24 protein-coding genes are annotated in these 26357 nt (G+C 69.6%); 13 read left to right on the forward strand and 11 right to left on the reverse strand.

The features are described from left to right. Positions 1-39: 39 nt before the first annotated feature. The gene (locus AB0M39_RS01570; RefSeq protein WP_365358940.1) at positions 40-627 is read right to left on the reverse strand and encodes a TetR/AcrR family transcriptional regulator; all 588 of its coding nucleotides are present in this window, start codon (positions 625-627) and stop codon (positions 40-42) included. A 571-nt stretch (positions 628-1198) separates the two neighbouring features. On the opposite strand from AB0M39_RS01570, the gene AB0M39_RS01575 reads away from it, so the two are divergent. Continuing rightward, on the forward strand, positions 1199-1648 hold the full coding sequence (locus tag AB0M39_RS01575; RefSeq protein ID WP_365358942.1) for a DUF6415 family natural product biosynthesis protein: 450 nt from the start codon (positions 1199-1201) through the stop codon (positions 1646-1648). A gap of 409 nt (positions 1649-2057) precedes the next feature. On the opposite strand, the gene AB0M39_RS01580 is transcribed toward AB0M39_RS01575, so the two are convergent. Beyond that, positions 2058-2633, reverse strand: coding sequence for a TetR family transcriptional regulator (locus AB0M39_RS01580; RefSeq protein WP_365358944.1), 576 nt, complete (start codon positions 2631-2633; stop codon positions 2058-2060). A 202-nt stretch (positions 2634-2835) separates the two neighbouring features. On the opposite strand from AB0M39_RS01580, the gene AB0M39_RS01585 reads away from it, so the two are divergent. The 5 genes from AB0M39_RS01585 to AB0M39_RS01605 all read left to right on the forward strand — a co-directional run bounded on the left by AB0M39_RS01585 (position 2836) and on the right by AB0M39_RS01605 (position 10599). Then, positions 2836-3984 (forward strand): NAD(P)/FAD-dependent oxidoreductase, encoded by a 1149-nt coding sequence (locus AB0M39_RS01585; protein WP_365358946.1) that lies wholly within the window; start codon positions 2836-2838, stop codon positions 3982-3984. Positions 3985-4506: 522 nt separating this feature from the next. Next, positions 4507-5586, forward strand: a complete 1080-nt coding sequence (locus tag AB0M39_RS01590) for an LLM class flavin-dependent oxidoreductase (RefSeq protein WP_365358948.1) — start codon at positions 4507-4509, stop codon at positions 5584-5586. 1068 nt (positions 5587-6654) lie between these two features. Continuing rightward, complete coding sequence (locus AB0M39_RS01595) at positions 6655-8232, forward strand: MFS transporter (RefSeq protein WP_365358950.1); 1578 nt, start codon at positions 6655-6657, stop codon at positions 8230-8232. 13 nt (positions 8233-8245) lie between these two features. Continuing rightward, on the forward strand, positions 8246-10036 hold the full coding sequence (locus tag AB0M39_RS01600; protein ID WP_365358952.1) for a DEAD/DEAH box helicase: 1791 nt from the start codon (positions 8246-8248) through the stop codon (positions 10034-10036). A gap of 2 nt (positions 10037-10038) precedes the next feature. Further along, positions 10039-10599, forward strand: a complete 561-nt coding sequence (locus AB0M39_RS01605) for a hypothetical protein (RefSeq protein WP_365358954.1) — start codon at positions 10039-10041, stop codon at positions 10597-10599. Between the two features lie 394 nt (positions 10600-10993). Here AB0M39_RS01605 and AB0M39_RS01610 read toward each other — a convergent pair whose 3' ends face one another. Further along, on the reverse strand, positions 10994-11857 hold the full coding sequence (locus AB0M39_RS01610; protein ID WP_365358956.1) for a LysR family transcriptional regulator: 864 nt from the start codon (positions 11855-11857) through the stop codon (positions 10994-10996). A 92-nt stretch (positions 11858-11949) separates the two neighbouring features. Here AB0M39_RS01610 and AB0M39_RS01615 point away from each other — a divergent pair, with 92 nt between their 5' ends. Next, the gene (locus tag AB0M39_RS01615; protein WP_365358958.1) at positions 11950-12687 is read left to right on the forward strand and encodes an SDR family oxidoreductase; all 738 of its coding nucleotides are present in this window, start codon (positions 11950-11952) and stop codon (positions 12685-12687) included. 203 nt (positions 12688-12890) lie between these two features. Here AB0M39_RS01615 and AB0M39_RS01620 read toward each other — a convergent pair whose 3' ends face one another. Continuing rightward, entirely contained in the window at positions 12891-13526 is a 636-nt protein-coding gene (locus AB0M39_RS01620; RefSeq protein ID WP_365358960.1) for a DUF6188 family protein, read from the reverse strand. A gap of 187 nt (positions 13527-13713) precedes the next feature. Here AB0M39_RS01620 and AB0M39_RS01625 point away from each other — a divergent pair, with 187 nt between their 5' ends. After that, positions 13714-14997 carry a hypothetical protein gene (locus AB0M39_RS01625; RefSeq protein ID WP_365358962.1) on the forward strand — a complete coding sequence of 428 codons (1284 nt, stop codon included), beginning with the start codon at positions 13714-13716 and terminating at the stop codon, positions 14995-14997. A gap of 76 nt (positions 14998-15073) precedes the next feature. Here the strand turns inward: AB0M39_RS01625 and AB0M39_RS01630 are convergent, their stop codons facing one another. Then, positions 15074-15661: a GNAT family N-acetyltransferase gene (locus AB0M39_RS01630; RefSeq protein ID WP_365358964.1), complete on the reverse strand. Its 588-nt coding sequence runs from the start codon at positions 15659-15661 to the stop codon at positions 15074-15076. A 365-nt stretch (positions 15662-16026) separates the two neighbouring features. Here AB0M39_RS01630 and AB0M39_RS01635 point away from each other — a divergent pair, with 365 nt between their 5' ends. Continuing rightward, the gene (locus AB0M39_RS01635; protein WP_365358966.1) at positions 16027-16356 is read left to right on the forward strand and encodes a hypothetical protein; all 330 of its coding nucleotides are present in this window, start codon (positions 16027-16029) and stop codon (positions 16354-16356) included. Positions 16357-17040: 684 nt separating this feature from the next. Here AB0M39_RS01635 and AB0M39_RS01640 read toward each other — a convergent pair. Further along, entirely contained in the window at positions 17041-17973 is a 933-nt protein-coding gene (locus AB0M39_RS01640; protein WP_365358968.1) for a LysR family transcriptional regulator, read from the reverse strand. Positions 17974-18044: 71 nt separating this feature from the next. On the opposite strand from AB0M39_RS01640, the gene dapA reads away from it, so the two are divergent. Then, positions 18045-18968 carry a 4-hydroxy-tetrahydrodipicolinate synthase gene (dapA, locus tag AB0M39_RS01645; protein ID WP_365358970.1) on the forward strand — a complete coding sequence of 308 codons (924 nt, stop codon included), beginning with the start codon at positions 18045-18047 and terminating at the stop codon, positions 18966-18968. A gap of 617 nt (positions 18969-19585) precedes the next feature. On the opposite strand, the gene AB0M39_RS01650 is transcribed toward dapA, so the two are convergent. Both AB0M39_RS01650 and AB0M39_RS01655 read right to left on the reverse strand, forming a co-directional pair. Then, positions 19586-20593 carry a clavaminate synthase family protein gene (locus tag AB0M39_RS01650; protein ID WP_365358972.1) on the reverse strand — a complete coding sequence of 336 codons (1008 nt, stop codon included), beginning with the start codon at positions 20591-20593 and terminating at the stop codon, positions 19586-19588. A 42-nt stretch (positions 20594-20635) separates the two neighbouring features. Further along, on the reverse strand, positions 20636-21634 hold the full coding sequence (locus tag AB0M39_RS01655; RefSeq protein ID WP_365358973.1) for a hypothetical protein: 999 nt from the start codon (positions 21632-21634) through the stop codon (positions 20636-20638). A gap of 485 nt (positions 21635-22119) precedes the next feature. On the opposite strand from AB0M39_RS01655, the gene AB0M39_RS01660 reads away from it, so the two are divergent. The 3 genes from AB0M39_RS01660 to AB0M39_RS01670 all read left to right on the forward strand — a co-directional run bounded on the left by AB0M39_RS01660 (position 22120) and on the right by AB0M39_RS01670 (position 23475). Further along, positions 22120-22395 (forward strand): hypothetical protein, encoded by a 276-nt coding sequence (locus AB0M39_RS01660; RefSeq protein WP_365358975.1) that lies wholly within the window; start codon positions 22120-22122, stop codon positions 22393-22395. After that, positions 22395-22844, forward strand: a complete 450-nt coding sequence (locus AB0M39_RS01665) for a hypothetical protein (RefSeq protein WP_365358977.1) — start codon at positions 22395-22397, stop codon at positions 22842-22844. Before AB0M39_RS01660 ends, AB0M39_RS01665 begins: the two co-directional genes overlap by 1 nt. 91 nt (positions 22845-22935) lie before the next feature. Next, the gene (locus AB0M39_RS01670; RefSeq protein WP_365358979.1) at positions 22936-23475 is read left to right on the forward strand and encodes a hypothetical protein; all 540 of its coding nucleotides are present in this window, start codon (positions 22936-22938) and stop codon (positions 23473-23475) included. A gap of 253 nt (positions 23476-23728) precedes the next feature. Here the strand turns inward: AB0M39_RS01670 and AB0M39_RS01675 are convergent, their stop codons facing one another. The 3 genes from AB0M39_RS01675 to AB0M39_RS01685 all read right to left on the reverse strand — a co-directional run bounded on the left by AB0M39_RS01675 (position 23729) and on the right by AB0M39_RS01685 (position 26164). Beyond that, positions 23729-23914 carry a hypothetical protein gene (locus AB0M39_RS01675; protein ID WP_365358981.1) on the reverse strand — a complete coding sequence of 62 codons (186 nt, stop codon included), beginning with the start codon at positions 23912-23914 and terminating at the stop codon, positions 23729-23731. A 370-nt stretch (positions 23915-24284) separates the two neighbouring features. Then, positions 24285-24569: a WhiB family transcriptional regulator gene (locus AB0M39_RS01680; RefSeq protein WP_365359295.1), complete on the reverse strand. Its 285-nt coding sequence runs from the start codon at positions 24567-24569 to the stop codon at positions 24285-24287. A 623-nt stretch (positions 24570-25192) separates the two neighbouring features. Further along, on the reverse strand, positions 25193-26164 hold the full coding sequence (locus AB0M39_RS01685) for an SDR family NAD(P)-dependent oxidoreductase (protein WP_365358983.1): 972 nt from the start codon (positions 26162-26164) through the stop codon (positions 25193-25195). Positions 26165-26357: the final 193 nt, after the last annotated feature.

The raw sequence follows: 26357 nt of genomic DNA on the forward strand, positions 1-26357 counted from the left end.
GTGCTCTCCGTTGCTACGTCGGTGGTGCGGGGTCGCGGGTCAGGCGGTGATGGCGCGGCTGGCCGCGTCCAGCAGGGCCCTCGTCTGCCCGTCGGCGAGGTCGCCGTGGATCAGCCAGTGGTAGATCAGGGGGCCGCAGAGCAGGTCCTGAATGTCCTCCGGGGTCAGGTCTTCGCGGAGCTGGCCGCGCTGTTGACCTTGCTGGATCAGATCGTGGACAAGCCGCTCGCGGGGGCGCAGATAGTGCTCCCGGAGCAGGGCCTCCAGCTCGGGGTGCCGACCGGCTTCGGCGTGAACGGCCAGGACTGTCCTTCCGGCAGGAGAGTTGGCCAGCCGGGCGACGAAGTCGACGGCCAGCTCGATCAGATCGTGCAGTGCGTTACCGGTGTCCGGAGTGCGCAGCGGCGGCACGGTCTGCACCAGGGCGTGCACGACGAGGGCGTTCTTGTCGGCGAAGCGCACGTACACGGTGGGACGGCCGACGCCGGCACGGGTGGCGACCGCGCCGATCGTGAGGTCGGCGTAGCCGCGTTCGCCGAGCAGTTCCAGGGTCGCCGACACGATGGCCTGATCGATGTCGCGGTCACGGGGGCGGCCGCGCGCCGAGGGTTTGCCTTGATCCGTCACGTCGCTACATTACATGACGTCCCGTAAAGTAAATCAGGATGCCTCCGCCGCACCCATGACATCGCCTACTGATAGTTCGTTGAATCCGGCAGCAGACGTCAACGCCGTGTCCGGTGGCGACTGCGACGATCAGGCCTGGAGCTCGGAGGATAGGTCCGTGTCCGTCCAGGCCTGCCACCACCGGTTGAGGGTGACGGCGGGGGTGAGCCAGGACCGTATGGCGCGTCATGCCCTGGGCCAGCAGGGCGGCTGGGGCTCGTCGTACGGGGGCCCTGTCTGGCCCGTCGTCGGGGCAGCGTCCGGCGCACGCAGTTGACCAGCGGCGGCGAACCGACGACTCCCCCGTTGGCCCCACCACCTGAGCCGCCGCCCCCGCGCGCGGCAGCGCACCCACACGCAGAGCTGCGCATTGATCATGCATGCAGGTAATTCTCCGCATGCCTTGAAATGGGGCCGAGTGCATACTGGATCAAGCCCGGCCAACGGATGTGCGAGCTGGGGACACTCAGAGGGCCTCACCAAGCCTGTCTGCCCTTCCTCATCGCTCAGCAGCCACTCTCTTGGAGCATGCATGCCCTCCATCCCCCTCGACCCGGAGGCCGAACTGTGCACCGGCAGCCGAGGTGTTGCGGCCCAGAAGTGGGAGCCACCGCTCGATCCCGAAGGCCTCATGCTTGTGCTGGCCAAGATGCGAGTGTGGAACCCGCTCGTCCTGGAATCAGTCTTCGATGACCTGGACAAGGTCCTTGGCGACTGCTTACCTGCAACCGGGGAGATCGAGGAGCTCGCAGAGCGCCTGCGCGGAGCTCTGCTGCAACTCCTCAACATCACGGTCGCTGATCCCCAGTTCCAGCCCGACGAAGCCATGGCTGAGGTTCTCGAGCGAGCGCGCCACGTCATCTCCCTCCCGCTTCCGGGTGGTTACTGGCCAGCGGTTGGGCAACTGCGCAGGATGAGCTGGGTCGCCTCGACTCTTTTGGATCGACTGATCGCCTCGTCGCACATCAACGAAACCTCGTGACACATCGCAGCAATCCGATTGAGACTGGGGGCAGTTCGGCTCGGGGGGATGCCGAGTCGGGCCGTAAGCAGCCCAGCCTGAGGCTCCACAGTATTAGCCGGGACGACCCGCACCGGGCACCTCCATCGAATCCGGCGTCGTCGAGTGTCACGACCACCACCTTCCGGGCTGCCTTCAGGACTCCAAGGAGGGGCACCGGGCGGCGCGTCCCACAGGAACGGGACTGCCTCGACGGTCGCGTCGAAGGCAGCCAGCTCACCGAGCCACAGGCCAAGATCTCTCGCCGCTGAAGCACCGGTCCGGGCGTCGCCCCACGCGACGCGTGACAGCGCCGACCCGGCGCCTCTGCCGCCGATCCGTACGCATGCGTCAGCTCATGGGGCGTCAACCTCCTTCGCCGCGTGATCCGTTACGCGGCGCCCCAGCCGTCTTGGAGGAGAGCGAAGGCGGCGTCCATGGCGAGTTCGGGGTCGTCGGAGCGATGGGCGAAGGCCGCTGCCTCCAGGGCGAAGTGGGCAAGGGCGGCGCACCGATAGTCGTCGGGCCGGCTCCCGATGGCCTCGGCGATCGCACGGGCGAGGGCGTCCTGGTGGCGCATCCACATGCGGTGCCCGTACTCGCTCAGGGCCGGCGTGTCGTTGACGAGGCGCGCGAAGGCCGCGAACCGCGCATCCCAGTCGCCGGCGCTGGTCCGTACCCGCTTGATGTGCGCGCACAGCACCTGAGGGATGCCCTGGCCCTCCGGCCGGTCGCGGACGGCGGCGACGAGGCCGGCCTCCTGCTCGGTGTCTTCGTCGAAGACGAGCGCTTCCTTGGTGGGGAAGTACTTGAGCAGCGTGGTGGTCGACACGTCCACGGCGTCTGCGATGTCGCGGATGGTGACGTTGTCGTAGCCGCGTTCGAGGAACAGGTTCAGGGCGGTGTCGGCCAGCGCCTGGCGGGTGGCGGCCTTCTTGCGCTCGCGACGCCCCACGGTTGCAGTCATGCCTGCATCATAAAGAAAAGACGCCGACATAAAAAGTTGTGTCGTTGCACTTTTTGGGCGAGTGTGTTTTTGTGGTGGCTCGGTCAGCGAGGCGCCGCCTGGCCCCGCCCACTCCTCACCCGCCCAGGCCACCGCGCCCACCGGCGCAAAGGCCCTGCCCCATCGACGAGTTCACGTGCGTCAGCATGAGAGAAGGCACTTTATGAACGCTCCCACCCCTCGTATCGCGATCATCGGAGCCGGCGTCGGCGGACTGACCTGTGCCCGCGTCCTCCAGCGGCATGGCATCCCCGTCACGGTCTACGATCTCGACGCTTCTCCCTCCGCCCGCGACCAGGGCGGCACCCTCGACATGCACCCCGGCACCGGCCAGCACGCCCTGTACGCGGCCGGCTTGCTGGACGACTTCCTCGCCTTGGCCCGCCCCGAGGGCCAGCAGATGCGCATGGTCAGCGCCGACGGCCGGATCGTCTTCGACGGCATCCCGCCCGACGCCGACACCGCCGAGGGCAACCCCGAGATCGACCGCGGCCAGCTGCGCAACCTCCTACTGGACTCCCTCAAGCCCGGCGCCGTGCGCTGGGCCCACAAGCTCACCCGCATAGAGCCCGTCGGCGACGACGTCCACCGCCTGCACTTCGCCGACGGCGCCACCACCGACGCCGACCTCGTCATCGGCGCCGACGGCGCCTGGTCCACGGTCCGCCGCCAGCTGACGGACGCGACGCCCCTCTACACCGGTGTCACCTTCGTCGAGACCGGCTTCAACGACGTCGACACCCGCCACCCCCGCCTCGCGGCACTCACCGCCGCCGGCACCATGATGGCCCTCCACAACCAGCAGGGCTTCGTCGCCCAGCGCAACAGCGGCGGACACATCCGCGTCTACGTCGCCATGCGAACCGACGAGGACTGGCACCAGCAGGCCGGGCTCGACCTCACCAACGCCGCTGCCGTGCAGAGCGCCCTCCTGGACCGGTTCACCGGCTGGAGCGACCACCTGCTCGGCTTCATCACCGACACCGACACGGGCTACCTCAACCGCCCCCTGTACGCCCTGCCCGTCCCACACACCTGGACGCACACGCCCGGCCTCACCCTCCTGGGCGACGCCGCCCACCTCATGTCCCCGTTCTCCGGGATGGGCGCCAACCTCGCCATGCTCGACGGCGCCGACCTCGCCCAGGCCCTCATCGACAACGCCACCATCGACCAGGCCGTCACCGCCTACGAGAAGATCCTGCTTCCGCGCTCCGTCGAAGCCGCCGAAGGAGCGGCCGAAGCCATCGACGACGCCTTCAACCCCGACGGCGCCGCCCAGGTCCTTGCCCACATGACCCAGCACCACTGACCCATCACACGCCCTCATCCGCCAGCGCTGGATAGGCCCAGTGACATTCCCGCCTCGCGACGTCGGCCGGACAGGCCTTGATATTCGGCCGCTGCCATAGGCACTCCTGGCCATGCCATGGCCACGGCCAGCGCTATGACGACCCGCAGTCCACGCCGAGGAAGCGGGCGCCGGCCACTGCCGCGGACGCCGAGATCAGCACCACGCTCACGAACGGACGACGTACTCCCCCGCCCACGGCGCGGGTCCGGCAGCCTGGCCAGCCGCTCCGGCAGCGACATGCCCGCCGCCCGGTGCGGCGGCAGGGCCTTGACGCGACACGGCATGGCAGACTGACGGCGCATCGAAGCTCCGTCGCAGGCAGGCGGCTTGGGAAGGTCGTCTGCGTCGACGGGGTCTCGTTGCGTCGGGCAGGGCCACCCTCCCTGCGACGCTGCAGATCACGCGACTGTGCAACGGCCCTGCGCCGGGACCTGCCATGCTGAGCAGGCTCGACTCGATCCTCACACCATGGAGGTCTTGATGCGTGCAGGCGTCGTCGTCGCCGCGCAGCCCGGTGTGGAGGACCTCGCCGTGCGGGCCGAGGAGTTGGGCCTGCACAGCTTCTGGGTCAACGACACCCCGATGGTCCACGGCGACCCCTTCGTCGCCTTGAGCCTGTGCGCGAAGGCCACCAGCCGCATCAGGCTCGGCGTCGGCGTGACCTCGCCGGCTCTGCGCTCGGCCCCGGCCGCCGCAAGCGCGCTCGCCAGCCTCAACGCCCTGGCGCCGGGCCGGATCATCTGCGGAGTCGGCACCGGGAACACCGCCCGGCGCACCCTGGGCATGCGGCCGACCACGGCAGCCAGGCTGGAGGACTTCACCGCCGCACTGCAGGACCTGTGCGCCGGACGTTCGACCGAGTACCGCGAAGGCGACCTGGTCCGCGACATCCGGTTCCTGCACGCCGGGGCACACGTGAACACCGCCGACCCGATCGAGTTCGTCGTGGCCGCGCTGCTCGGGCCGAAGGCCGCCGCCGTCGCCGGCCGCCGCGGCGCCGGCCTCATCTCCTTCGGCCTGCTGGACCCCACCGCCTGGCACGCGCTGCACGACACCCGCCGCCACGCCGCCCAGGGCACACCCCGCGACCCCGACTCCCACACGGACTCCCGGGCGTACTCCTACGTGGTCACCTCGCTCCACCTGCTCGACGAGGACGAGGACCCCCACGGCGACGCGGCCCGGGACGCGACCGGCCATCTCGTCCTGTCGCTGCTGGCCTTCGCCGCCGACACAGCCGCCGACACACCCGCCTTCGCCGAGCAACTCGGCCCCGAGGGACGCGAGGCGGTGCGGCGGCTCCTCGACCGGCGCGGCACTACCGCCGCAGCGCCGGACCGGCACACCAAGCTCTACCCCAACTACCTCGGACGCATCGCACCGCAGGACCGGGACCTGGTCCTGCCCTCGCTGATGAACACCCTGGCACTGGTCGGCGCCCGCGACGACCTCCTCGCCCGTATCACCACCCTGGAACAGGCCGGCGTCGACGAACTCCTCATCCAGCCGGTGATCGACCCGCCCACCGAGATGGCCCGACTCGCGAGACTCCTCACCTGAGCTGACCCGCCTGCCGCACGTCCTCGTACCTGCACACCTACAAGATCAGTGCTTGTCGCTCGAACAGAGAGCCGAGGTGCCTGATGCGGCGCTCAGCGCTGGGCTTCGCCCACCCGAGACGGCTCTCCCGCGTCCCCGGACACAGCGCTCTTCTCAGCGGCCCTATGAGTGCAGCTCGCTCGCAGGAAAAGGAGAGGCGCGTGGCCCAAATCAGGCTTGCTCTGACGGTTGTTCTATTCGGGCCCATCCATTGATGTTCTGACCGGTGGTCCCGAAGGCTTCGTCCAGTCGGTTGCTGAGATCGAGAAAGGCGCCGCGCTCGGGTTGCTGTTCAGTTCAGTTCGGCGCCTGGGATCCCCTGACCGCGCCAGCGAAGAACCGCACGGACCGAATCCAATGAGCACACCGAGAGAATGTCCGAGACGTAACTGTCGCTTTCGCTCCACCATTGGCCCTGCAGGGTCGCCCTCTGCTTTTCCCTGCATCCCCCGGCGACTTCCGTTCCGCTGACCCGGGCGAATCCTCCTCCCATTCAAAGACAATACGCGAGAAAAACGTTAGGCCTGCTGAACCGGCAGGCCGAAACGACCGCCCGCACGGGGTAGCCGTCTGGGTACTCTGCCGCTCCCGGCGGCCCCAGGACGGGCCCCGGGAGCGGTCGCACCGGTGCCGGCGCGCCCAACACCCCCTTCCTGCTCCCGATGCAGCCCACGACGCGGGACACCGGGTGGGACAGGGCGCGGAGCAGAGGCACAACACGGGGCGGGGCACGGAATTCACGCGAAGTCAAACAACAGGATCAGAGATTGACAGGACGCTTGGCGGTATGCCCACGGGAGCGCACTAGACCGCCCGTCCGATCACATCTTCACGAATTGACAGAGCGCTTGTCGGCATGCCCTCGAAGGCGCCAGAAAATCGCCGACTGCTGCCGACCGCCCGGGAATTGACACACGCTCAATAGTTGCCTACGGTCCGCTCGTCAGCTTTTCCAGACCGCATCCGAAGGTATTCATGACTTCATCTACGTTGCCGAAGTCCAGGCAGCAGTTGATCCTTGCCGTTCTCATGGTGTGTTCACTGCTGATCTGGCTGGACAACACCGTCTTGAGCACCACCCTGGAGACTCTCTCGGACCCGGTCCGTGGGCTGAACGCCAGCCCGGCCGAGCTGCAGTGGGCCACCGGCTCGTACACGCTGGCCTTCGCCACCTTGATGTTCACCGCGGGTGCGCTGGGCGACCGCTTCGGCCACCGGGTCGTGCTCGCGGCGGGTCTGGTGGTCTTCGGCGCGTCCTCGGTGTGGGCGGCGTACGCGGGCGACGCGGGGCAGCTGATCGCCGCGCGGACGGCGATGGGCGTCGGCAGCGCGCTGATCATGCCGGCCAACCTGGCCATCCTCATATGGACGTTCACCGGCCCGGCCCGGTCGACCGCGATCGCCATCTCCTCGACCTCCGCCGGTGTCGGCATGGCGGTGGGCCCGGTGCTCGCCGGTGTGCTGCTCGACCACTTCTGGTGGGGCTCGGTCTTCCTGGTCAATGTCCCGGTCGTGGTCCTCGCGCTGATCGGCATCGCCCTGCTGGTCCCGAACTTCCGCAGCCCCGTCGTGCGACCGCTGGACCCGGCCGGGATGCTGCTGTCCGTCACCGGCCTCGCGGCGCTCGCCTACGGACTGATCCGCGCGGGTCAGGTGGCGGCCTGGGGCCGTACGGACGTCTGGGCGCCGATCGTCGGCGGACTGATCCTGCTGGCCGTGTTCGTCCGCGTCGAACTGCGCAGCAAGACGCCGAGCTTTGATCCCCGGCTGATCGCCCAGCGCGCGTTCGGCGGCGGCAATGTGGCGCTCGGCCTGCTCCTGTTCGCCGTGTCCGCGGTCACCTTCTACAACGCGTTCTACCTGCAGGGCGCGCGCGGCTACTCGCCGATCGAGGCGGGCCTGGCCGGCCTCCCGACCGCGCTCGGCGCGATCTTCGGCGCGCCCGTCGGCGCCCGCCTGGTGCACCGCTGGTCGCTGCGGCTCGTCGCCGTGCCGGCGCTGATCGTCGCGGCGCTGACCATGGGCGCGTACGGGCTCTTCGGACTGGGCACGCCCCTCGTCTGGATCGAGGTCGTGCTGCTGGTCCAAGGTCTGTCCATCGGCATGGTGCTCGGCCCGGTGACCGCGGCGCTGATCAGCACGCTGCCGCTGGAGCGGGCCGGCGCCGGGTCGGCCGTCACCAACACCGTGCGCCAGACCGGCAGTGTGATCGGTATCGCCGTCGGCGGCACGATCATGTCGATCGTGTACCGACGCGCGATCGAGCCGTCGCTGGACGGTGTCCCCGGACCGCTACGGGAGCAGGCGCGGGTCTCCGCCGAACAGGCGCGGCACGTTGCCGCCACGTCCCACCTGCCCGCGCTCGGACACGCCGCCGACGACGCGTTCGTCCACGCCATGCACGTCGGCGCGGTCTGGATCATGTTCATCTCGCTCTTCGGCGCGGCCGTGCTGCTGCTCGCCCTGCGCTCGGTCCGCAGGCCCGCGGCTGCCGGGGGCGCGCCGGAGCCCGCCCGGGACGGCGGCCCGACCGCGGACGAGACGGCCCCCGGGGCTGAGGCCGGGGACTTGACCGCCCGCGAGGGCGACGACGTGGGCGCCCGCTGACGCCATGGGATCCATGCAGAAGCTCCCTGAGGCGCGGTCAGGCAGTCAGGCCACGTACCTGCCCGACCGGCACATGTTCGCCCTGTGGACCTGGGCCGACGGCGCCGTGGGGGCGGCCCCGCCGGTCGGTGACGTCGACACCGTCCCCCTGGTCGTCCCGACGCCGGACCTCGGCAGGCTCAAGGTGTCCGACGTCGACTGCGTGCTGATCGAGCCGGACCGGCTCCCGGCCGTGCCCCTCGACTCGCCCGGCCGGTCTGTGGACGTCTGGCGGTCGTGGATCGCGGGCGGCGAGTCGGCTCTGCCCATCGCCGCGCACGCGGTCCCCGACGCCACGGGTGTCGCCGTCACCACGGCGGAGCACGCGAGCGACGTCTTCCGCCGCACCACCGCGGCGGGGGCCGAGATGCGCACGGCGCTCACCGCCAAGCTGCGCCCGTATCAGATACGCGGGGTGAGCTGGCTGCGCGAGACCATCGAGACGCACAGCGGCGCGGTGCTGGCCGACGAGATGGGACTCGGCAAGACCCTGCAGACCATCGGCTGTGTCGCCGGACGGGCCCAGAAGGGGCCGCAACTGGTGCTCTGTCCCACGTCGTTGGCGATGAACTGGGCGCACGAGATCGCACGGTTCGCACCTGACCTGCACACCACGATCTGGTGCGGCGGGCCGCTGCCCGCGGTGGACAGCGGCACGGTGGTGCTCACCGGCTACCCCACGCTGCGCACGCACAGCCCGGCCCTGGCGGGGATCCAGTGGAGCACCGCCGTCTTCGACGAGGCGCAGGTCCTGAAGAACCCCCGTACGCAGGTGTCGAAGGCCGCGCGCACCATCGCGGCCGACGCGCGGATCGCCCTGACCGGCACGCCCGTCGAGAATCACCTCGACGAGCTGTGGGCCCTGCTCAATCTGGTCGCACCGCACCTGTTCGGGAACCGGACGCAGTTCCGCCGTCGTTTCGTGCGGCCGATCGCGGACGGCTCCCCGGCCGCTTCCGCCCGGCTGCGCGGGGCCATCGAGCCGGTCGTGCTGATGCGGAAGAAGTCCCAGGTCGCGGGGTCGCTCCCGCCGAAGATCCATGCCGATCTCATCTGCGACCTCACCGAGGAGCAGGAGAGGCTGTACGACCGGCTGCTGGAGCAGGTCGTCGACGACGGCTTCGGCAGTGGCGCCCAGCGGCAGACCAAGGTGCTCTCGGTCCTGACCTCGCTCAAGACGGTCTGCAACCATCCGGGCCTGATCACGGACGACCTCGGTGAGCTGTCGGGCAGGTCGGGAAAGCTCGACCTGTGCACCGACATCGTGGCCGACAACCTGGAGAACGACTCTCCGACCCTCGTCTTCACCCAGTACCGGCAGACCGGTGAGCTGCTGGTCCGGCACTTCGCCGAACAGTTCGGGGTGAGTACGCCGTTCTTCCACGGCGGCCTGAACCAGGAGCAACGGGCCGACATCGTCCGCCGGTTCCAGTCCGACGACGGTCCGAAGGCGCTCGTCCTCAGCCTGAAGGCCGGGGGCACCGGGCTCACGCTCACGCGCGCGGCCGACGTCGTCCACTTCGACCGCTGGTGGAACCCGGCCGTGGAGGCTCAGGCGTCCGACCGGGTCCACCGGATCGGCCAGACCCGCACAGTCACCGTCACCACCCTGACCACCGGAACCACCGTCGAGGAGCACATCGCGGCCATGCACAACCGCAAGTCCGCGCTCTCGGACATCGCCGACACGTCCAGCGTCGCCGAGCTGACACGCCTGGACGACGACCGTCTCATCGAGATCCTGCGCCGGAAGCGAGTCAACTGACCATGGCCGACCACGACTACGGATACACGAAGTGGGGCAAGGACTGGGTCCGGTTCGCCGAGTCGTTGCGCCAGACCCGTCCCGATCCCCAGCTGCCGAGCGCGCGGCGCATGGCGCGCGACGGCAAGGTGCAGATCACGTTCGACGGCCGGACCGTGCGCGCCGCCGTGCACCGAGGTCGCGGCACCACGGTGGTCACGATCGAGGTCGCGCCGATGTCCGCGGGGGCGACGGCCGAGATCTCCCGTCGGCTGAGCGGCATCCAGCCCCTGCTCACCGACGATCTGTACCGCGCGATCGCCGACGCGGGCCATCCGCCCGCGCCGGCCCTCGAAAGCGCCGACTGCTCCTGCCGGGCCGCCACCCCGCGGTGCGTCCATGAGCTGGCCGTCTACTACGACATGGCGCGGCGCATCGACGACGATCCCCGCATCGCTCTCGACGTGCAGGGCTTCTTCCGTGCTTCGGCGGGCAGCGGCAAGGCGTCCGCCAAAGCGACGGCGCAGCGCTGGATCGCGCTCAACTCCCTTGATCCGGCCGCCTACTTCACGGTGGCCGAGTGACGCGGCCTGTCTGAGAAGGAGCAGTTCGTGCCCGCCCGGCGGGCACGCACCCTCACCACCCGCTGAGCCCGCGGATGCCCCCGCATCCTCCGGCCGTGACGTCCGCCCCCATTGAGGCGCTGCCTCAGCGCCGCATCCGCGTTCGCTATCTCTGTTTCCGGCGCGGGGGGCAGCAGTGAGGCGTACGAGGTGGGGGCGTGCTGCTCCAGCCACGCCACGACATGGCCCCATGCCGCCTCGACTTGGGCCGCCTGGCCTTCTGCATCCAGTCGATCGCTCATCCCGCCAACTTACGGAGGCTGCCCTCGGGATGTCGTGTTGTTGCTCAGTGTCCTGTCTCATCGAAGTGGTGCCTGAGCTGTCCCGGGTGCTGACCGATGGGGGCAGGAGCTGGTCATAGCCGTGCGGCCGTGCGGATCAGGCCGGCCAGGGCGAGGGAGCGGCTGTGGGCGGGCCAGACGATGTGGGTCACGACGGGAGGCGCGTCGGCCAAGGGGACGGCCGTGTGCTCGGCCCACAGCCAGGAGCGGGCTGAGTCGGGGACGACCGCCACGGTGCGTCCGAGGGCGATCAACTGGGCCAGTTGCGTCTGGTTGTGGATCTCGGGGCCCGGGCCGGGTGCGTAGGCGCCGTGGGTGGGCCAGCGGGCGAGCGGCAGATCGGGGACGTCCCTGACATCGGCCAGGGACAAGGTCTCGCGGGCGGCGAGGGGGTGCCCGGCAGGCAGGACGGCAACCTGCCCCTCGGTCGTCAGTGCCTCGCTGTCGAACCCGGCGAGGGAGTTCCACGGCGTGTGCATGAGCGCGACATCGGCGCGTCCGTCGCGCAGCAGCTCTTCCTGTTCGCAGAGGCCGCACGGCAGCACCTCGATCTCGGCGCTGTCGGGTTCGGCCGCGTGAGCGTCGAGAAGTTTCCGCAGCAGTTCGTGGGACGCGGCGGCCTTCACCGCGAGGACCAGCCGACCGCGGGGGCCGCCAGGGCTGTCGGCGCCGCCGGCACGCCGGGTACGGCGAGCGGCGGCAGCGGTCGCGTCGAGGGCCGCCCGGCCCTCGTGCAACAGCACCTCTCCGGCACCGGTCAGACGGACGCCACGGCGGTTGCGCTGCAGCAGGCAGACCCCGAGGCGCCGTTCGAGCTGCTGGATCGCCCGCGACAGCGGCGGCTGGGCCATGCCGAGGCGCTCGGCGGCGCGCCCGAAGTGCAGTTCCTCGGCGACCGCCACGAAGTACCTCAGCTCGCGGGTCTCCAGGGTGTCCACGGCCGCAGCATACGCGGTGATACCTGGCGGGTATGACAGGACACCGTATCGGTGTTGGCCGCGCCACTCGTCCGCGAGCCAACATCATCAGCATGAGCGAAACGATGATTGCGCTGGTGACCGGCGCGAACAAGGGCATCGGGTACGAGATCGCGGCCGGGCTGGGCAGCCTCGGGTACCGCGTGGGCGTCGGAGCCCGCGACGCCGCCCGACGCGAGACCGCCGTCGGGAAGCTGCGCGCCGTCGGCGTGGACGCGTTCGGGGTACCGCTGGACGTGACCGACGACCAGAGCGTCACTGATGCCGCGGAACTGATCGAACGGCTGGCCGGGCGCCTGGACGCCCTGGTCAACAATGCCGGCATCTCGGGCGAGATGGACCCGGGGTGGGTGCAGGACCCGACCGCGCTCGACCTGGAGGTGCTCCGCACAGTCGTGGATACCAACGTCATGGGTGTCGTCCGGGTGACCAACGCGATGCTGCCACTGCTGCGGCGCTCGGCCTCGCCACGCATCGTCAACGTCTCCAGCAGCGTCGGCTCCCTGGCCCGGCAGGCGGACCCCGACACCGAGATCGGCCCGATCATGGCGGCCTACGCGCCGTCGAAGTCGTTCCTCAACGCCCTCACCGTGCAGTACGCCCGGCAGTTCGCCGGTACGAACATCCTGATCAACGCCGCCTGCCCGGGCCTGGTCGCGACCGACTTCACAGGTTTTCACGGACCCCGCACCCCTGAACAGGGCGCGGCCACTGCGATCCGGCTCGCCTCCCTGCCCGACGGCGGCCCGACCGGTTCGTTCTTCGAGGACGACGGCGTCGTCCCCTGGTGATCACGAACCCGCCGTGAATCGACGAGGCTCCGCCAGGTCCACGAAACGACGGCAAGGACCAGATCGACTGAGGCAGTGTCAGGCATCTGCCCGACAGGGACCAGACCGACTGAGGTCTCCCGCGACGCGGCGTCTCAACCGATCTGGTCGCCGCAGGCAAGGGCCCCGATCCCGGACTAGGTCATCGGAGACGGGACACAAGGCTAGGACTCGCTCGCTCCTGAGCGGGTCCAGACGGCGAGGCCGCCTCCAGACAGCGATACGAAGCGCCATCCTGCCGGGCTCGTGACCTGCCACGCTTCGAAGGACGGATCTGACGAGCAGTTCAGGTGGTGTCCTGTGTCGAAAACGAGACGCAGCGTGCCGGACTTGAACGCGACCGCCGACAGGACCTTCGCTCCGAAGAGTGCGAGGGCCGCTGCGACGTCCTGCGACTTCGGTTTCAGGAGGACGGACGGGTTGGCGTGGACTGTCCCGTGCGAGAGGTTGGCGGGTGCTTCCAGTGCGATTTCCCAGTCCGAGTCGAGTACCAGCACGAGCCGGAAGTCCAAGCTGATCTTGGTGACGCTCATCCCGCGAAGGCTCAGGATCCACCGGTCCTCGTGTTCGACGGGGCTCTCTTCAGTGCTCACTACTGCACTTTGGCGGATTCGACACTCGAGAGCCACTCGATCCGCTCGTCCGCACGGACGTCGACGGCGCCCGTGCACCACGTCCACGTACGACAACTCGATGCACGGTCCCGCGTGATCCACCCCAGTCCCGGGATGCGGCGAGCTCCCCCTTCTCCGAATCCACATCAGCACCGCCCCGCAGTGGTCCCAGGAGTCGAGCGACATGCGTCCGGGCTACGCGGCAGAGTGGCACGGAGGGAACTCCGCGAGAACTGATGGCCGGAATTGCCGATACACCCCCGGGAAAGTGATGTCACACCCATCATGACAGGTCAGAGGTGTATTTCGTAGGAGGAACGGCACAGGCGACCAGCCTTGTTCGGCCCTGTCCAGGGCGCCCAGAATCTCCGTCATGAATCACTCGGGGAAAGTCGATCAGGACGACATCATTCGAGCGCGGAATGTGCTGCTCGCATCGGGACACCGCACGCCGCGCGAGGAAGTCGACGCCTACCGGGTGCTGGCTCAGGTCAGCCCCGCCTCGTACCTGCCGCTCTTGGCCAGGGCGCTGCAACGTCTGAGCTACGACAGCAACTCCGGCAAGAAGCATGCTGCCTGTCTCGGGCTGCGCGAGGAGGCGGTGGCCGCGGCACGGTCCATCGACCCGGCCGAGCCTGCCCGTGCAGATGTTCTGTACGAGGCCCTCGACACGTGCCAGATAGAGCTGTACAGCCTGGGTCGACGCGCCGAAGGACTCGTCATGCGCGCCGAGATGCTCGCCATTGGCCGTGCACAGGCCGAAGTGTCCGGCGACCCCGTGGTCAAAGGGCTGTGTGAGTGGGCTGCCGGACTCTCCGAGGAGGGCCGCTATGCCGAGGCTGCCGATTCCATGACCGAGTTGGTCGCAGCGATCCTGCCCGACGGGCTCCAGGGTGGGGCTCTCGCCTGGTCACTCCTGGAGTGGATCGCCGCTCTCCATGACGCCGGCCGGTCCGGCGAAGCACTCGCCGCGTTCGAGACGCTCGTCAGCATGGAAGCGGCCGAAGCCGCGAACGACCGGGGCTCGATGGCCTGCCGTCTCTACACGCTCATCGGGTACGCACAGATGCTCGACACCTACGGCCGAGGCGAGCAGGCAGCCCTCGTGCGGCAAGAGGCACTCGCCGTGATGACGGAGTTGGCCGATACCGGTGAGCGGAAATCCTGGAGTGGCTATCAGGAGTCGTTCTGGGCAGTGCTGCTGACCTTCTCCGGCGCCGAAAGCGATCGGCCCGCGCCCGATGGACCGCGTCCGCCTTCGGGTGCGGCGCCCATGCCGTGGTCGCCCGACGCCAAGCGGCGCTACATCGACAGCCGTCATGCCCTCCGCGAAGAGGTGGACACCCTTGCTCCGCGAGCCACCGATGATCCGAGCCGACACCTGGCCGAACTGGTCCGCCTGCATCGCGTCCTGACCATCCGCTCGGCCGCCTACTGGGTGAACCACACCCATCTGTTCGCGGAGCGAATGCGCTCCCTGTTCGACGACGGAGTGAGCCTGGCCCGCCGACTGACTCAGCACAATCCGGCAGAAGGAACGCGAACACTGGCCAGAATCCTGATCGACCGATCGACCTTCCACACCGCCGCCCGGGAGTTCGGGCCCGCCCTGGATGACTTCCGCCAAGCCCTGAGCTACCTGGGGGAGGCCGACTAACCCGAACCGGCCAACGTCCGCCCCAGGACTCGTGCACGCCAACAGCTCGCCCCAGACCGAGGAACCCCCGCTTCGTTCACTCCGTGGGGTTCTGGCTCGAGTTCTGCGGTCGATCACCCTGCGCATCGCCCGCGTCTCGTGCGGTCCCAGGTTGCTGCACGAGATCGCGCGCCATACGCACGTTGGGCAACCTGTCTCGCCACAGCTCACGCTCACCCGTGAGCTGGAATCCGTGGCGCTCGTAGAACCGGATCGCCCTCCCGTTGTACTCAGTCACCCACAGGTGCATGGGAGCACCGTCCGCCCATAGGAAGAACTCGCCCATCAGCTGACCGCCGATGCCCTGGCCTTGGGCTTCGTTCAGCAGATACATCGGTCCGAGGGTCACTGATTCGTCCCGGCGGCCACAGAGGACACCAGTGATCTCAGCCCCTGATCGGACGAAACGGCAGAAGAGCCGTTCAGGGCGGCGTGCGACCTCGTCAATGAACTCTCGCCACTGCGCAACGCCCTCGGTGGTGACAGCGGACCCTCGCTGTGCGCGGATCCACGCCTCGTCGATGCCGGCGTCTGCGTTGGGGTAGGTCTGGAGCCAGGCCGTGAGCTGCAAACCGCCCAGGGACGCAGCATCGTCGGGACTGGGCGCTTCGATTCGGTGGGCCATGGGCGCCATTCTCAGGGTGCAACTGACCTGCCGCATGCGGTTATGCCACCGCCGGCCCCGCCAGCGCGGTGCCACTCCCCCACCGCCGGGGCCGGGGCACAGCGAGTCGGCTGCGCCCCGGGGCTGGGTCAATCACGGGACAACGTCCTATAGCCGAGGTGGTAGCGGTGCTTGAGGTACAGCAGCTTCAGCAGTGTCTCGATCGGGAGCCCGCGAGCGTTCAGCGGGACGCGTGGTCGGGCGGCTGCCGGGGCTTCGGCTGGTCGAGCAGTTGCCCGCGCCCCTGACAGGGCTGGGCAACCCGCACCGGACGTCTGCGCTCGCGCTAAGATCTCTGCGTTGATTACGACAGCGGGGGAATTCACATGGACATGGGGCAGCCGCAGGCCGGGGTCGGACGGCAGATATTCGAGGGGCTGATCAGCTTCCTGCCGGACTGGCTGGAGATTCCGCTGCTGTGCCTGCTCGTCCTCATCGTCGTCGGGGGCTGGATCCGTTCGCTGACACGCAAGGTCTCGGCGCGCCGCGCCGCGAGGGTCGCGCCGCCCCTCGCCGCCCCGCCGAGCGGCGGGGCCAGCGGCGCCGACTTCCTCGGGCCGTACGCTCCCCAGCAGCCGCAGGCGCCCGCGCCGAGCGGCGCCGACTATCTCGGTGCGTACGCGCCCCAGCCGCGGCAGGAACCTGACTCGCGCTGACCCGGCCGCGCCCGACGTCTGGGCCAAGGCCGGTTCCGGGGGCCTCGGACGCGGGAGACCGGGCAGGACTCCGCCCCGGGTCGAGGACGGACGAGAGTTTCCTCCGCGACTTCGACCGACACGGACTGCGGGACCACGACGACCGGCTCTACCTGGGCTGGTCGACGCCACGGACAGTGGCCTGCGGATGGGACGGGAGCAGCAGAGGATCCGTGCGGCCGTGCGGAGTGCAACGCATCGGGATCTGGTCGAGCTGGACGTCCATCCGGCCGCGACAGCTGAGGTGTTCCCGGACGCGCCGCCTCGGTTCCGCCCGCACGTCGTGCGCTTCTCCGGCCACAGCACACCGGATCTGATCGCCTTTGAGAAGGACGTCGACGGCTTCCGCCAGAGCGCCGTCGTCAGTGACGGCGCCTTCGCCCGGGAGCGCGGCGGTGGACAACAAGCCCTGCTCGTGCTCACCAGACGGCGGGCTGGTCCCACTGCCGTTGCTCTGTGCGGCCAAAGGACTCGCTCTCCTTCCCTCCAGGTTCCCCCGACACTTCAGATCGTCGAAGCATGCCTTCTTGATGCTCTTGACCCCGAGCAGGGTGGTGAGGGGTGGCCCCTGCCGGGGCCGGGGAGACGACGAGCGCCTGGCGCGCGGTCGCCCCACGCCTCGGCCGCAGGAACATGAGTCCCTGACTAGGAGGTACCGCCCCTGGCGCCCACTGCTGTCCGTGCCGCCGCCACGAAGGCTGCGATCGCCGGGTGCGTACCGCCGCCCGCACGGAAGGCGACCTTCGAGCGACGGAAGAGGGGCAGCCGGGTCAGGACCACGCCCTCGGGGGCGTGTGCGGTGGCCATCTCCGGTACGAATCCGGTGCCTTGCCCGATCGCGGCCAGTGCCAGGACCGTACGGAAGTCGTTGACCTGATGGCGGATGCGCGGCTGGAATCCGGCCGCCTGACAGGCGCGTACGGCCATCGCGTGGCCGGTCGTCCCGTCCCGGGCCGTGATCCATGGGGAGGCGGCCCACGGTCCGAGCAGCTCCGCCAGCGTGTCGCCGCGGGCGGAGGGGCCGGTAGCGGGAGCGCTGTCGGTGGCGCCGCCCGTGGCCAGGTACATCGGCTCCTCCAACAGGGGCACCTGATCGACCGTGGTGTCCGGTGACGCGGGAACGAAGTCGTAGTCGTGGACGAGGGCCACGTCGAGTTCGCCGGCGCGCAGGCAGTCGGAGACTCGCGCCGAGTCGATCTCCTGCACCATCGGCTCCAGCGCGGGATGTCGCAGGGCTAGTTCGGCCAGCGTGGTGGGCACGATCGCGGGGCCGCCAGAGGGGAACGTCCCGATCCGCAGCGGCCCGCCGATGCCCTCGCGTGCACCGGCCAGCTCGGAGACCGCCAGTTCGAGGCGTTCGAGAACGGCGTCGGCGTGGGCGACGAGGGCGCGGCCTGCAGGCGTGAGCACCACGCGTCTGCCGCTTCGTTCCAGCAGGGGCACGCCCGCCTCGCGCTCGAGCACGCCCAGCTGCTGGGAGACGGCCGAGGCAGTGAAGGTCAGCGCCTGGGCCACGGCCGCGATGGTGCCGCGTCGGTCCAGTTCGCGCAGCAGGTGGAGACGTCGGACATCGAGCATAAGGCGAGCTTACGCATAGGCGAAGAAACATGAACTGGAACTACTGGGTTGGTGTCGGTCAGGCTGGGCGCATGAAGCCCGAAGCAAACCTCACCGGCCTGTTCGTCCCCTTGGTGACTCCGTTCACCGACGACCTGCGCCTCGCCCCGGACGCGCTCGCCTGCCTCGCCGACGAAGCACTGTCGGCCGGCGCTCACGGACTCGTCGCCCTGGGCACCACCGCAGAGGCGGCCACACTGACCGCCGATGAGAAGCGAGCCGTGGTCCGCATCTGCTCGGCCGCCTGCCAGGCACACGGAGCTCCGCTGATCGTCGGCGTCGGCGCCAACGACACCGCCGCCGCCGTCACGACCCTGCGGGAGCTCGCTCACAGCGGCGGCGTCGCCGCAGCGCTGGTTCCCACGCCGCCCTACACCCGGCCCGGCGAGGCGGGAACGCTGGCGCACTTCACGGCACTCGCCGAGCACGGGGGTCTGCCGCTGGTCGTCTACGACATCCCGTACCGCACCGGTCAGCCCCTCAGCACCAGCACGCTGAACGCCCTCGGGCGCCTACCGGAGGTCGTCGGGGTCAAGTACGCGACCGGCGCGATCGACGCAGCCGCGATGGAACTGCTCGGCTCGTCGGCACCGGGCTTCACGGTGCTCGGCGGCGACGACGCCGTCATCTCGCCGCTGCTCGCCGCGGGCGCCCGCGGCGGCATCCTGGCGTCGGCCAATGTCCGCACCGCTGACTACGCAGAGCTGATCTCGCTGTGGCAGCGCGACGCCGCCGGACCGGCCCGCAGGCTGGGAGCCGAGCTGGCCCGGCTGTCCGCCGCGCTCTTCGCCGAGCCGAACCCGACTGTGATCAAGGGGGTGTTGCACGCCCAGGGCCGCATCCCCAGCCCGGCCGTCCGGCTGCCGCTGCTGGCCGCCTCCGCCGACTCGGTCCGGCGGGCGGCGGACCTGGCCACCGCCCGGAGCCGCCAAGTCCCCCAAGAGGCCGCGGCCTGACACGGGCCCGTGGTCCCCCGGGGAAGCCCGGTGGACTTCGACGCAAGCCGACGGCGCCCGCCCGCTCCCGTGCCACGACACTCCCCACGCGGGCTTACTCTCCAGGCGGCCGAGGCGGCGGGCCGGTCCACAACGCGGACCTGTCAGCGGCTCTTTGATCGCAGGAATCCGGGTCAGCCGGCGGTAGGTGTCATCGACCGGGTCGACCACGGCGAGCAAGTGCATGGTCTTGTCGATCCGCCCATCCTGATTCGTCATGACTGATCCGGCAACGCTGAGCATGTCCGGCCAGTGCGTTTCGATTGCCCGGCCCAGTTCGGCGTGGCCGCGGGCCGTCTGCCGGCGGACGAGGCCGGGAGCGATGCTGTGCCGGACCTTTGGGGTCTCGACGACGCCGGCGGCGTGGGGCGTCCGCGCGTTGACCGGGGGTGCGGAAGCCAGCCCGCGTTGACCGGAGGTGGGGAAGCCCACCTTCGTCGCGACGCCCAGCTGAGAGTGTTCGGCCACGGCGGAGGCCAGGAGCCGGTGGGCCCGTCCCCGGCAGTAGTTGGGGGCGGTGTCGATCCGGTCGGAGCGGGAGCCGGCCGCGAACACCTACCCGTGGGACTGGACGCCGGTCACCTGACGAGCATGTGGCCGTCGTGGGGGCGGTGGTCGCGGGAGCGGCGCAGGTCGGTGGTGACGTAGATGCGTTGCAGCCAGCGGTCTGCTCCGTCGTAACGGGGGTGGAAGGCGGTGCGGCCATGGACGGTGACGCGGTTGTCGATGACGACCAGGTCGCCGGGAGTCAGGCGCAGGGTGCGGGCGATCGCCTCGCAGGCGCGGCCGAATTCGGTCAGCGCCGCGGTGGCCCGAGGGGTGAGCGGGGAGGTGACGAGTTGGGCCATCCGTATGTCGGGATCCTCGGCCGCTCCCGCCAGCACCGGTCGGGGCTCGACGTCGGGCTCGCTCGCGGCAGCGTCGGAGCCGAAGGAGGGTGGGGGTGTGGTGATGAACTCCGGTGCGAACAGGGCCTGGCGGCTGGCTGGGGTGAGAAGCGGCAGCGCTTGGCGGATGCCGGCGACGCGCATGCCGGCGATCTGGTCGTGGTCGGCGCGCAGGCACAGGAAGATCACATAGTCGGGTGGGTGGGGGTGGAAGCCGTTCTCGGTGTGGAAGGACAGCGGCGCCGATCCGGCGTTGCCGTGGAAGGTCTCCTGCCCGGGCACGGGCACGACGTCCTGCACGAGGGCGCCGGACTTCTCAGCCCGGTAGGCGAGCGGCTCCCCGAGCCCGCAGGCCACCATGGTGAGCACTGCGGCCGAGATGGTGGCCTGGCGCTGGACCGAGCCCGGCACGGTCGGCGTCGCGGGCAGGGCCGCCTGGCCGACGGGCAGGCCGCCGATCACCAGAGTGCCGTGCGGGCCGGAATGCCTTTTGAACCGGCGTGCCTCGCGGCGCAGCAGTAACGGGAGTTCCTCCCAGGCATCCCGGGCTCGTGCCACCCACTCGGGGCTGTCGACCTGATCGGGCTCGCCGGTGCACAGGGCGCGGGCCAGCCGCTCGCACGCGTCGGCGTCGGCCGGATCCAGGCTCCGGCGGGCGACGGCGGTGCTTGGGGTGACGTCGGGCGTCGTCTCGGGCATCAGAGTCTCCCTGCCGGGGATGCGGGCGGCCAAGCCGTGGACTCACGAGTGGCGCAGCTCGGCAACGGCATCGGCGATGTAGTGGTCCCCGAAGCGGATCAGGGAGGCGTACTGGGCTGCGCGGCGATGGCGCATATGCCGTAGTTCGGCGACGGCGTTGTCGGGGCCGTCGGACCTCTGAGCGATCGAACGGTCCAGATGCACCATCGAGTACGCGAGGGTGACGTGCCGTTCACTATCGACGATGTCGGCTTCCAGGAGAGCGCCCCGCGCCTCGGCCAGCTCCGGGGCGCGAGCCGCCAACTGCTCGTAGGATTCGGGAACCACGGCCAGCAGATCCCTCATCGCCGTACGGAACAGCTTGTATCCGCGGTGCTGGCGCCCGCTCAACGGGATGTCCACCGACGGAGGCGCCATGGTCTGGCGTATCGCCGCCATGTAGTAGTCGGCCGGAACCGTACTGGCGTGAGCCATGGCCGCAGGGAACCCGCGCACATACACCGTCGCATCTGCCAGTCGCCGCAGCGCGGCATCGCCGTCGCCGCGCCGCAGATGGTCGGCGGCGTCTGCTACGGCGACCGCGGCGCAGACGTTGAACAGGACATGGACCTGGTGACCGATGAGCCACCGAGCGCTCCACACGCTTTCCAGCGGCGCATCCGCACTGCGCTCGGAGACGGCCACCGGCGCGGCGAAGTCACGGTCGGCTCCCGGCGCTGCGCCGGTGAGGTCGAGCACCGCCTGACGCATCCCGGCCGCCTCCAGTGCCAGGTCGGCGCCCGACAGCGGCGCATCACACAGATCCTCCAGACCGCGGTGGACGACCAGGACACCGTGCAGGGCGGCCTGCTGATCCGACAGCTCTCCCTCACGGACCCGAAAGTAGGACTGGCTGGTCGACTCCGCCGGCAGTTCTTCACCGGCCACGGCCGGAGTCAGATCCGACAGCGAGACCACCAACCCACCGGCAGCTGCGGCGGCCTGCCGCAGCGCGAGGGCCCGCTCGACAGGTCTGTCATACGCCGCCACCCCGGCCAGCACGCGCGCAGTGCGCTTCCCCTCGGCATCGACCCGTGAGCCCAGCACGGGGACGGGCCGCCCGCCTCGGGGCTCACGGAAGACAGCGACAGCAGGATGACCAGCGACCGGCGGTAAGCCCATAGTCGAAGTACTTTGCCACGCACACTCGCCCGAAACCCTGATCGACGAGACCACTCCTGTACAGGGCATGGGATTTGGCCAGAGAAGGCAACAGCGGTAAGCGGTCGATCGGCAAGTCACACGAGGGGCAGAAGAGCCACGGCGGGGAGGCGCGGACACGCTCTCGAGATCACGCGTTGGCGAGATCCCGGCTCCGGGTGGCGGACGACGGCTTCGCGCGCTTCGGCAGCGGCGAACGGCAGCGCCCATTTCGTTCCCGGTCAGGAACAGCAGGCCCCACAGGCCTGCCGTCACGCTGCCCTGTACGCCTCTTGAGGCTTGGGTGAGTTCCTCGCGCGCGGTCTCCGGCAGCAGGAGCCACAGGTGTGGCCAGCTTCTGGACGCCCTGGGCCTGGTGGGCGGCACCCGCCGGGCTACTGGTCTGTGCCGCCGCGTTCCTCATGTGGCTGCCGGTCCGGGTGTCCCGTTTCGCCGACTTGGTCGAGACCTGCTTCGACCTGCACCGCGCCGAGCTGTACCGTTCGCTGCGCTGGCCGCTGCCGACCAGCACCACGGGCGAACGCGCCGAAGGCGAACGCCTCACCCGTTATCTGTGGCGCGGAGCCGACGGCACCGAGCCCCCGTTCATCCCGGAGCCCTGATGGACACGGCTGCGGAAGACGCCAGGCAGCGCATCGGCAAGATCTACGCGATGGAGATCATCGGCGCGGCCGTATCCGCCTACGGCCACGCCGAGGCCCAGGAGACGCTGGCGACGGAGTTCGCGGAACGTCCACTCATGCTCGCGGCGCTGCTGGCGATCCGGACCTTCCGCTGGGAGCCCGCTCTGCTCGACGGACTGAACCCCCGGGAGTCGGTCATCGCCAGCCGCGCCTGGGGCCTGATCGAGGACGCCGACTCGGTCACCGCACTGATTCCCGCGCCCTTCTCGGTCTGGCTGGCGGACGGCCCGCTCCCGGATGGCGCCACGATGACTCGCGCGTACGAGAGCCTGCCCGAACACGCCCAAAGGGTTGTCATGGCGGGACTGGCCTACCTCGAAACCCGCCGGGAACACACCAATACCGTCCTACGTTCTGGGTCGGGTTGAGCGAGCCGTTCGTAAGGCAGCCGGCCCAGGGGTGTCGAGTGTGGCTTGATTTCTCAAACCCCATCTGTGCCTAAGTCGCTACGGTGGCGTGATGGACGCAGGGCTGGCAGGGGTCGTTGGAGCCGCCGTCGGCGTGATCGGGGGCCTGGGAAGCGGCTTCATCGCATTTCTCAGCCAGAACGCCCAACAACGGCGGCAACAGACGATTGACCGCGAACACCGGCTGGAGCAGAGCCGCCGCGAAGCGTATCTCGTCTGCGTCGAGACGTCTAAGCATATGACTGCCGCCTGGTGGAAATTGGCCAACTGCATTCTGTCCGACGACAGGCCCGCTGAGCTGTGTCAGCAATATGCGCAGGAAGCGCAACACGTGTGGGTGGCGTTCACCAAGACGGCGGACGCGGTCTGCATAGCTGGCCCTAACGAGATGGCTGAAGCGGTCCAATCGCTCCGTGAGGCCATGTGGCGCATGGACCGCGCAGGAACGTCCTGGTACGAGTGTGTGCGCTCCGGGGACAACGTAGACCTGGACTCCTGCGAGGAGGAGTTCAGGGCTGCGGAAGCTGCAAGGACGCAACAGGGGTTCGTATTCCTGGCCGCTGCTCGACGCGCTCTCATGGCCGAGCATTAGAGGCGCGTCATCCATGACTCAGAGCTCTGATCGATTCACGGTCGGCTGCTCGCGCGGCATCGAGGCCCGCCCGAGCATCCGAACTGGACAGCGAATGCAACGTCATGCTCACGGATCAATCAGTACGGAAGAGTCAGCGCCGCACCAACGACCTCGGCAGCAGGCCAGCGCGCGTCGCACCGATGAGCCGCGACGTCCTCCAGCGAGTCCCGACGTGCCGCTCACGGCCGTGTGCGGCAAGGCCGCCGGGGGGCTAGCCCAGGCTCTCGAACTCGCCAGCGTCCAGTTCATCGATCTCCGCATCCGACTGCGGGAACGCGTCGACGTCGTAGTGCGGCTCCAAGAAGAGTCCCCTGTACTGCGGCTGCGGATCGGCTGCGGCTACGGTCGCCTTCGCCTCCTGGTGCCGTCGCTGCTGCTGGACCGCAATGGTGGTCATGTGTATTTCCCTCCCGTGGCGCGCAGATCGCGCGCGAACTGGCCTGCTGGCCTCGTGGTCCCGTTGCAGACACGAGACGTGGGCCGGCCACAGAGATCATAAGGGTCAGGCTGGCCGGAGAGGCCCGCCATTTCTCCCGCAGTCTGCCATTGGCGATGTCGCCACCCTGCCGGGGCGGTCAGGCCGAGGGAGCCGGTCATCAGGCAGCTCAGCCAGTCGCCGTTCAGCGGAGAACCGCTGTCGTCGTCCTCGACTCCCCGTACCAAGACGGCGGAGCCATGCTCGTACTGCTGAACCGCACTCGCTGCATGGGGAACGTACTCAACTAACCCGCGGGAAGGGCTCTGACCTGTGTTCTAGGGTGGGCCGATCAGCTGGCGCGGGGCTGTTCCTGCTCGCGGCGGGCGCTCTCCAGCACCTCTCGCCAGGACACCACACTGGGTCGGCGGCGCAGCAGCGCTCTCCGCTCGCGTTCGGTCATGCCGCCCCACACGCCGAACTCGACTCGGCTGTCGAGGGCTTCGGCGAGGCACTCGGTGCGCACGGGGCACGCTGTGCAGACCTCTTTGGCCCGGGTCTGCTGCGCGCTCTCGGCGAACAGCACCTCCGGATCGGCGCCCCGGCAGGCTGCGTCCTCGCTCCAGTGGCCTCTGATGGCCCCTGACGCTCGTCATGCCATCCCCTCCCCCATCGGCGCTCGGCGACGGTGACGGTGACGAGCCTATGGTGCTGGTCGTACCGGCCGCAGCGCGGGTGCGTGGCACGGGTCATGGGCGAGTGGCTCCTACGCGGGCGGACCGGTGGGCAATGGGCGGCGATCACGCCCTGCGCCGCAGGCTCTGCAGGCCGTCAAGTGGGCCGCCGACCAGTTCGGGGGCCGGGCATGCGACCGGGCCGGGGATCGTCGTGGTCCCCCGTCCGTAGACCCGGCCGCGCAGCAGACCCCTCGTCCCTCCCTGTCCCCGTCCATGCGTCCCAGCCCCTCAGCCTCTCAGCCTCTCAGCCTCTCAGCCGCCACCGACAACGCAGGCTTGCCCAGGGGCGTCTTGGGCGTGCCCGTGCCGTCGGCAGAGGCTTGCCCGGGACAGGTACGCAAGCGCGAGCCCGCCTCCGGCCTTCTGCTCGGGCAAGCCTGCTCTCGCCCCTGGCGCTCGCCGTCGGCCTGCTCCTGGCGAGTGGCGGCTTCGCCGATTGATCGCGGTCCCGGATCGCGATCGAGCCTCAACCCATCGGTCCGGTGTGACTGAGCGCCGCAGTTGGCCACCCTGAGCATGCTTGTCAGCCAGCCCGCGTCTGGGGCTGTCCAGGGATGGCGCCGAGGTCGACTCCGGTCAGGTCGCAGCTTGCGTCCCACAACCGCGCCGCGACGGAGGTGTCGGCGAGGTGGTTCCACACCGGCTCACGTTGGGGCTTGCCGCGCAGGCTGAAGACGCGCGGTCCCCACAGCTGTCCTCCGCGTACGGTCGGGTCGAGCACCGCTCGGACCGCAGGCCATGCTCCGGCGTGCTTGCCCTGGACGATGAGGGCGGCTGGTGCCCCGCAGATCCGCGCACCAGCAGTCCTCACATGGACTGGCGGCCGTGACGGGGTCAGGGAGTCCAACGCGCCTCCGGGATGGACCACCACGCTTGCGATCGTGCTGTCGACGGCGCGCAGGCGGCGGTCGAGTTCGAGGCCGAAGTACATCTGCGCCAGCTTGGAGCGTCCGTAGGTGCGCTTGGACTGGTAGTCCTTGCGGGACTGCAGATCGTCGAGGTCGTGCCGCTCGGACTTCGCCGCGAAGCTGCCCATGGTCACGACGCGGGCCGCCGGTGCGGCCGACAGCAGGGGCAGCAGCCAGTGAGTCAGCGCGAAGTGCCCGAGGTGGTTCGTGCCGAACATGAGCTCATGACCGTCCCCGGTCTCCCGGCGGGGCGAGTCGTCGAGTGCGACGCCGGCGTTGTGGACCACCGCGTCGAGGTGTTCCACATCTAAGGATTCCACCGCCGTTCTGAGCGACGGGAGATCGGCGAGGTCCAGCCGTACGGCCCGCACCCGCGCACCGGGGACGCGCGAGCGGATCGAGGCTGTGGCGGCTTCGGCCTTCGCGGGGTTCCTGCTGCCCAGGACGACGGTGGCCCCGGTCGCGGACAACTGCTCCGCAACGAAGTACCCGATGCCGGCGTTCCCGCCGGTGACCAGGAAGACGCTGCCGTCGGCACGCGGGAGCCGTCGTACGTCCCAGGGCGGGGTGGAGGGCGTGGACGACATGGCGGCGGGGCTCCCTTGCTGTCGAAGGCGGCTGCGGCCGCCCGGCAGAGCGGCTCGGCACCCACGGTTCCAGCGGCCCCCGACACATCGCCTACAGATCACCGACAGCCCCGCCCGACGACCGAAATCCCGCCGCCGCGGTGCTGACGCGTCGCAGCCCACCGTTCCCACTGAGCATCGCGGTGACCAACTC

This window comes from Streptomyces sp. NPDC051907 (assembly GCF_040681075.1).
GTDB lineage: Bacteria > Actinomycetota > Actinomycetes > Streptomycetales > Streptomycetaceae > Streptomyces.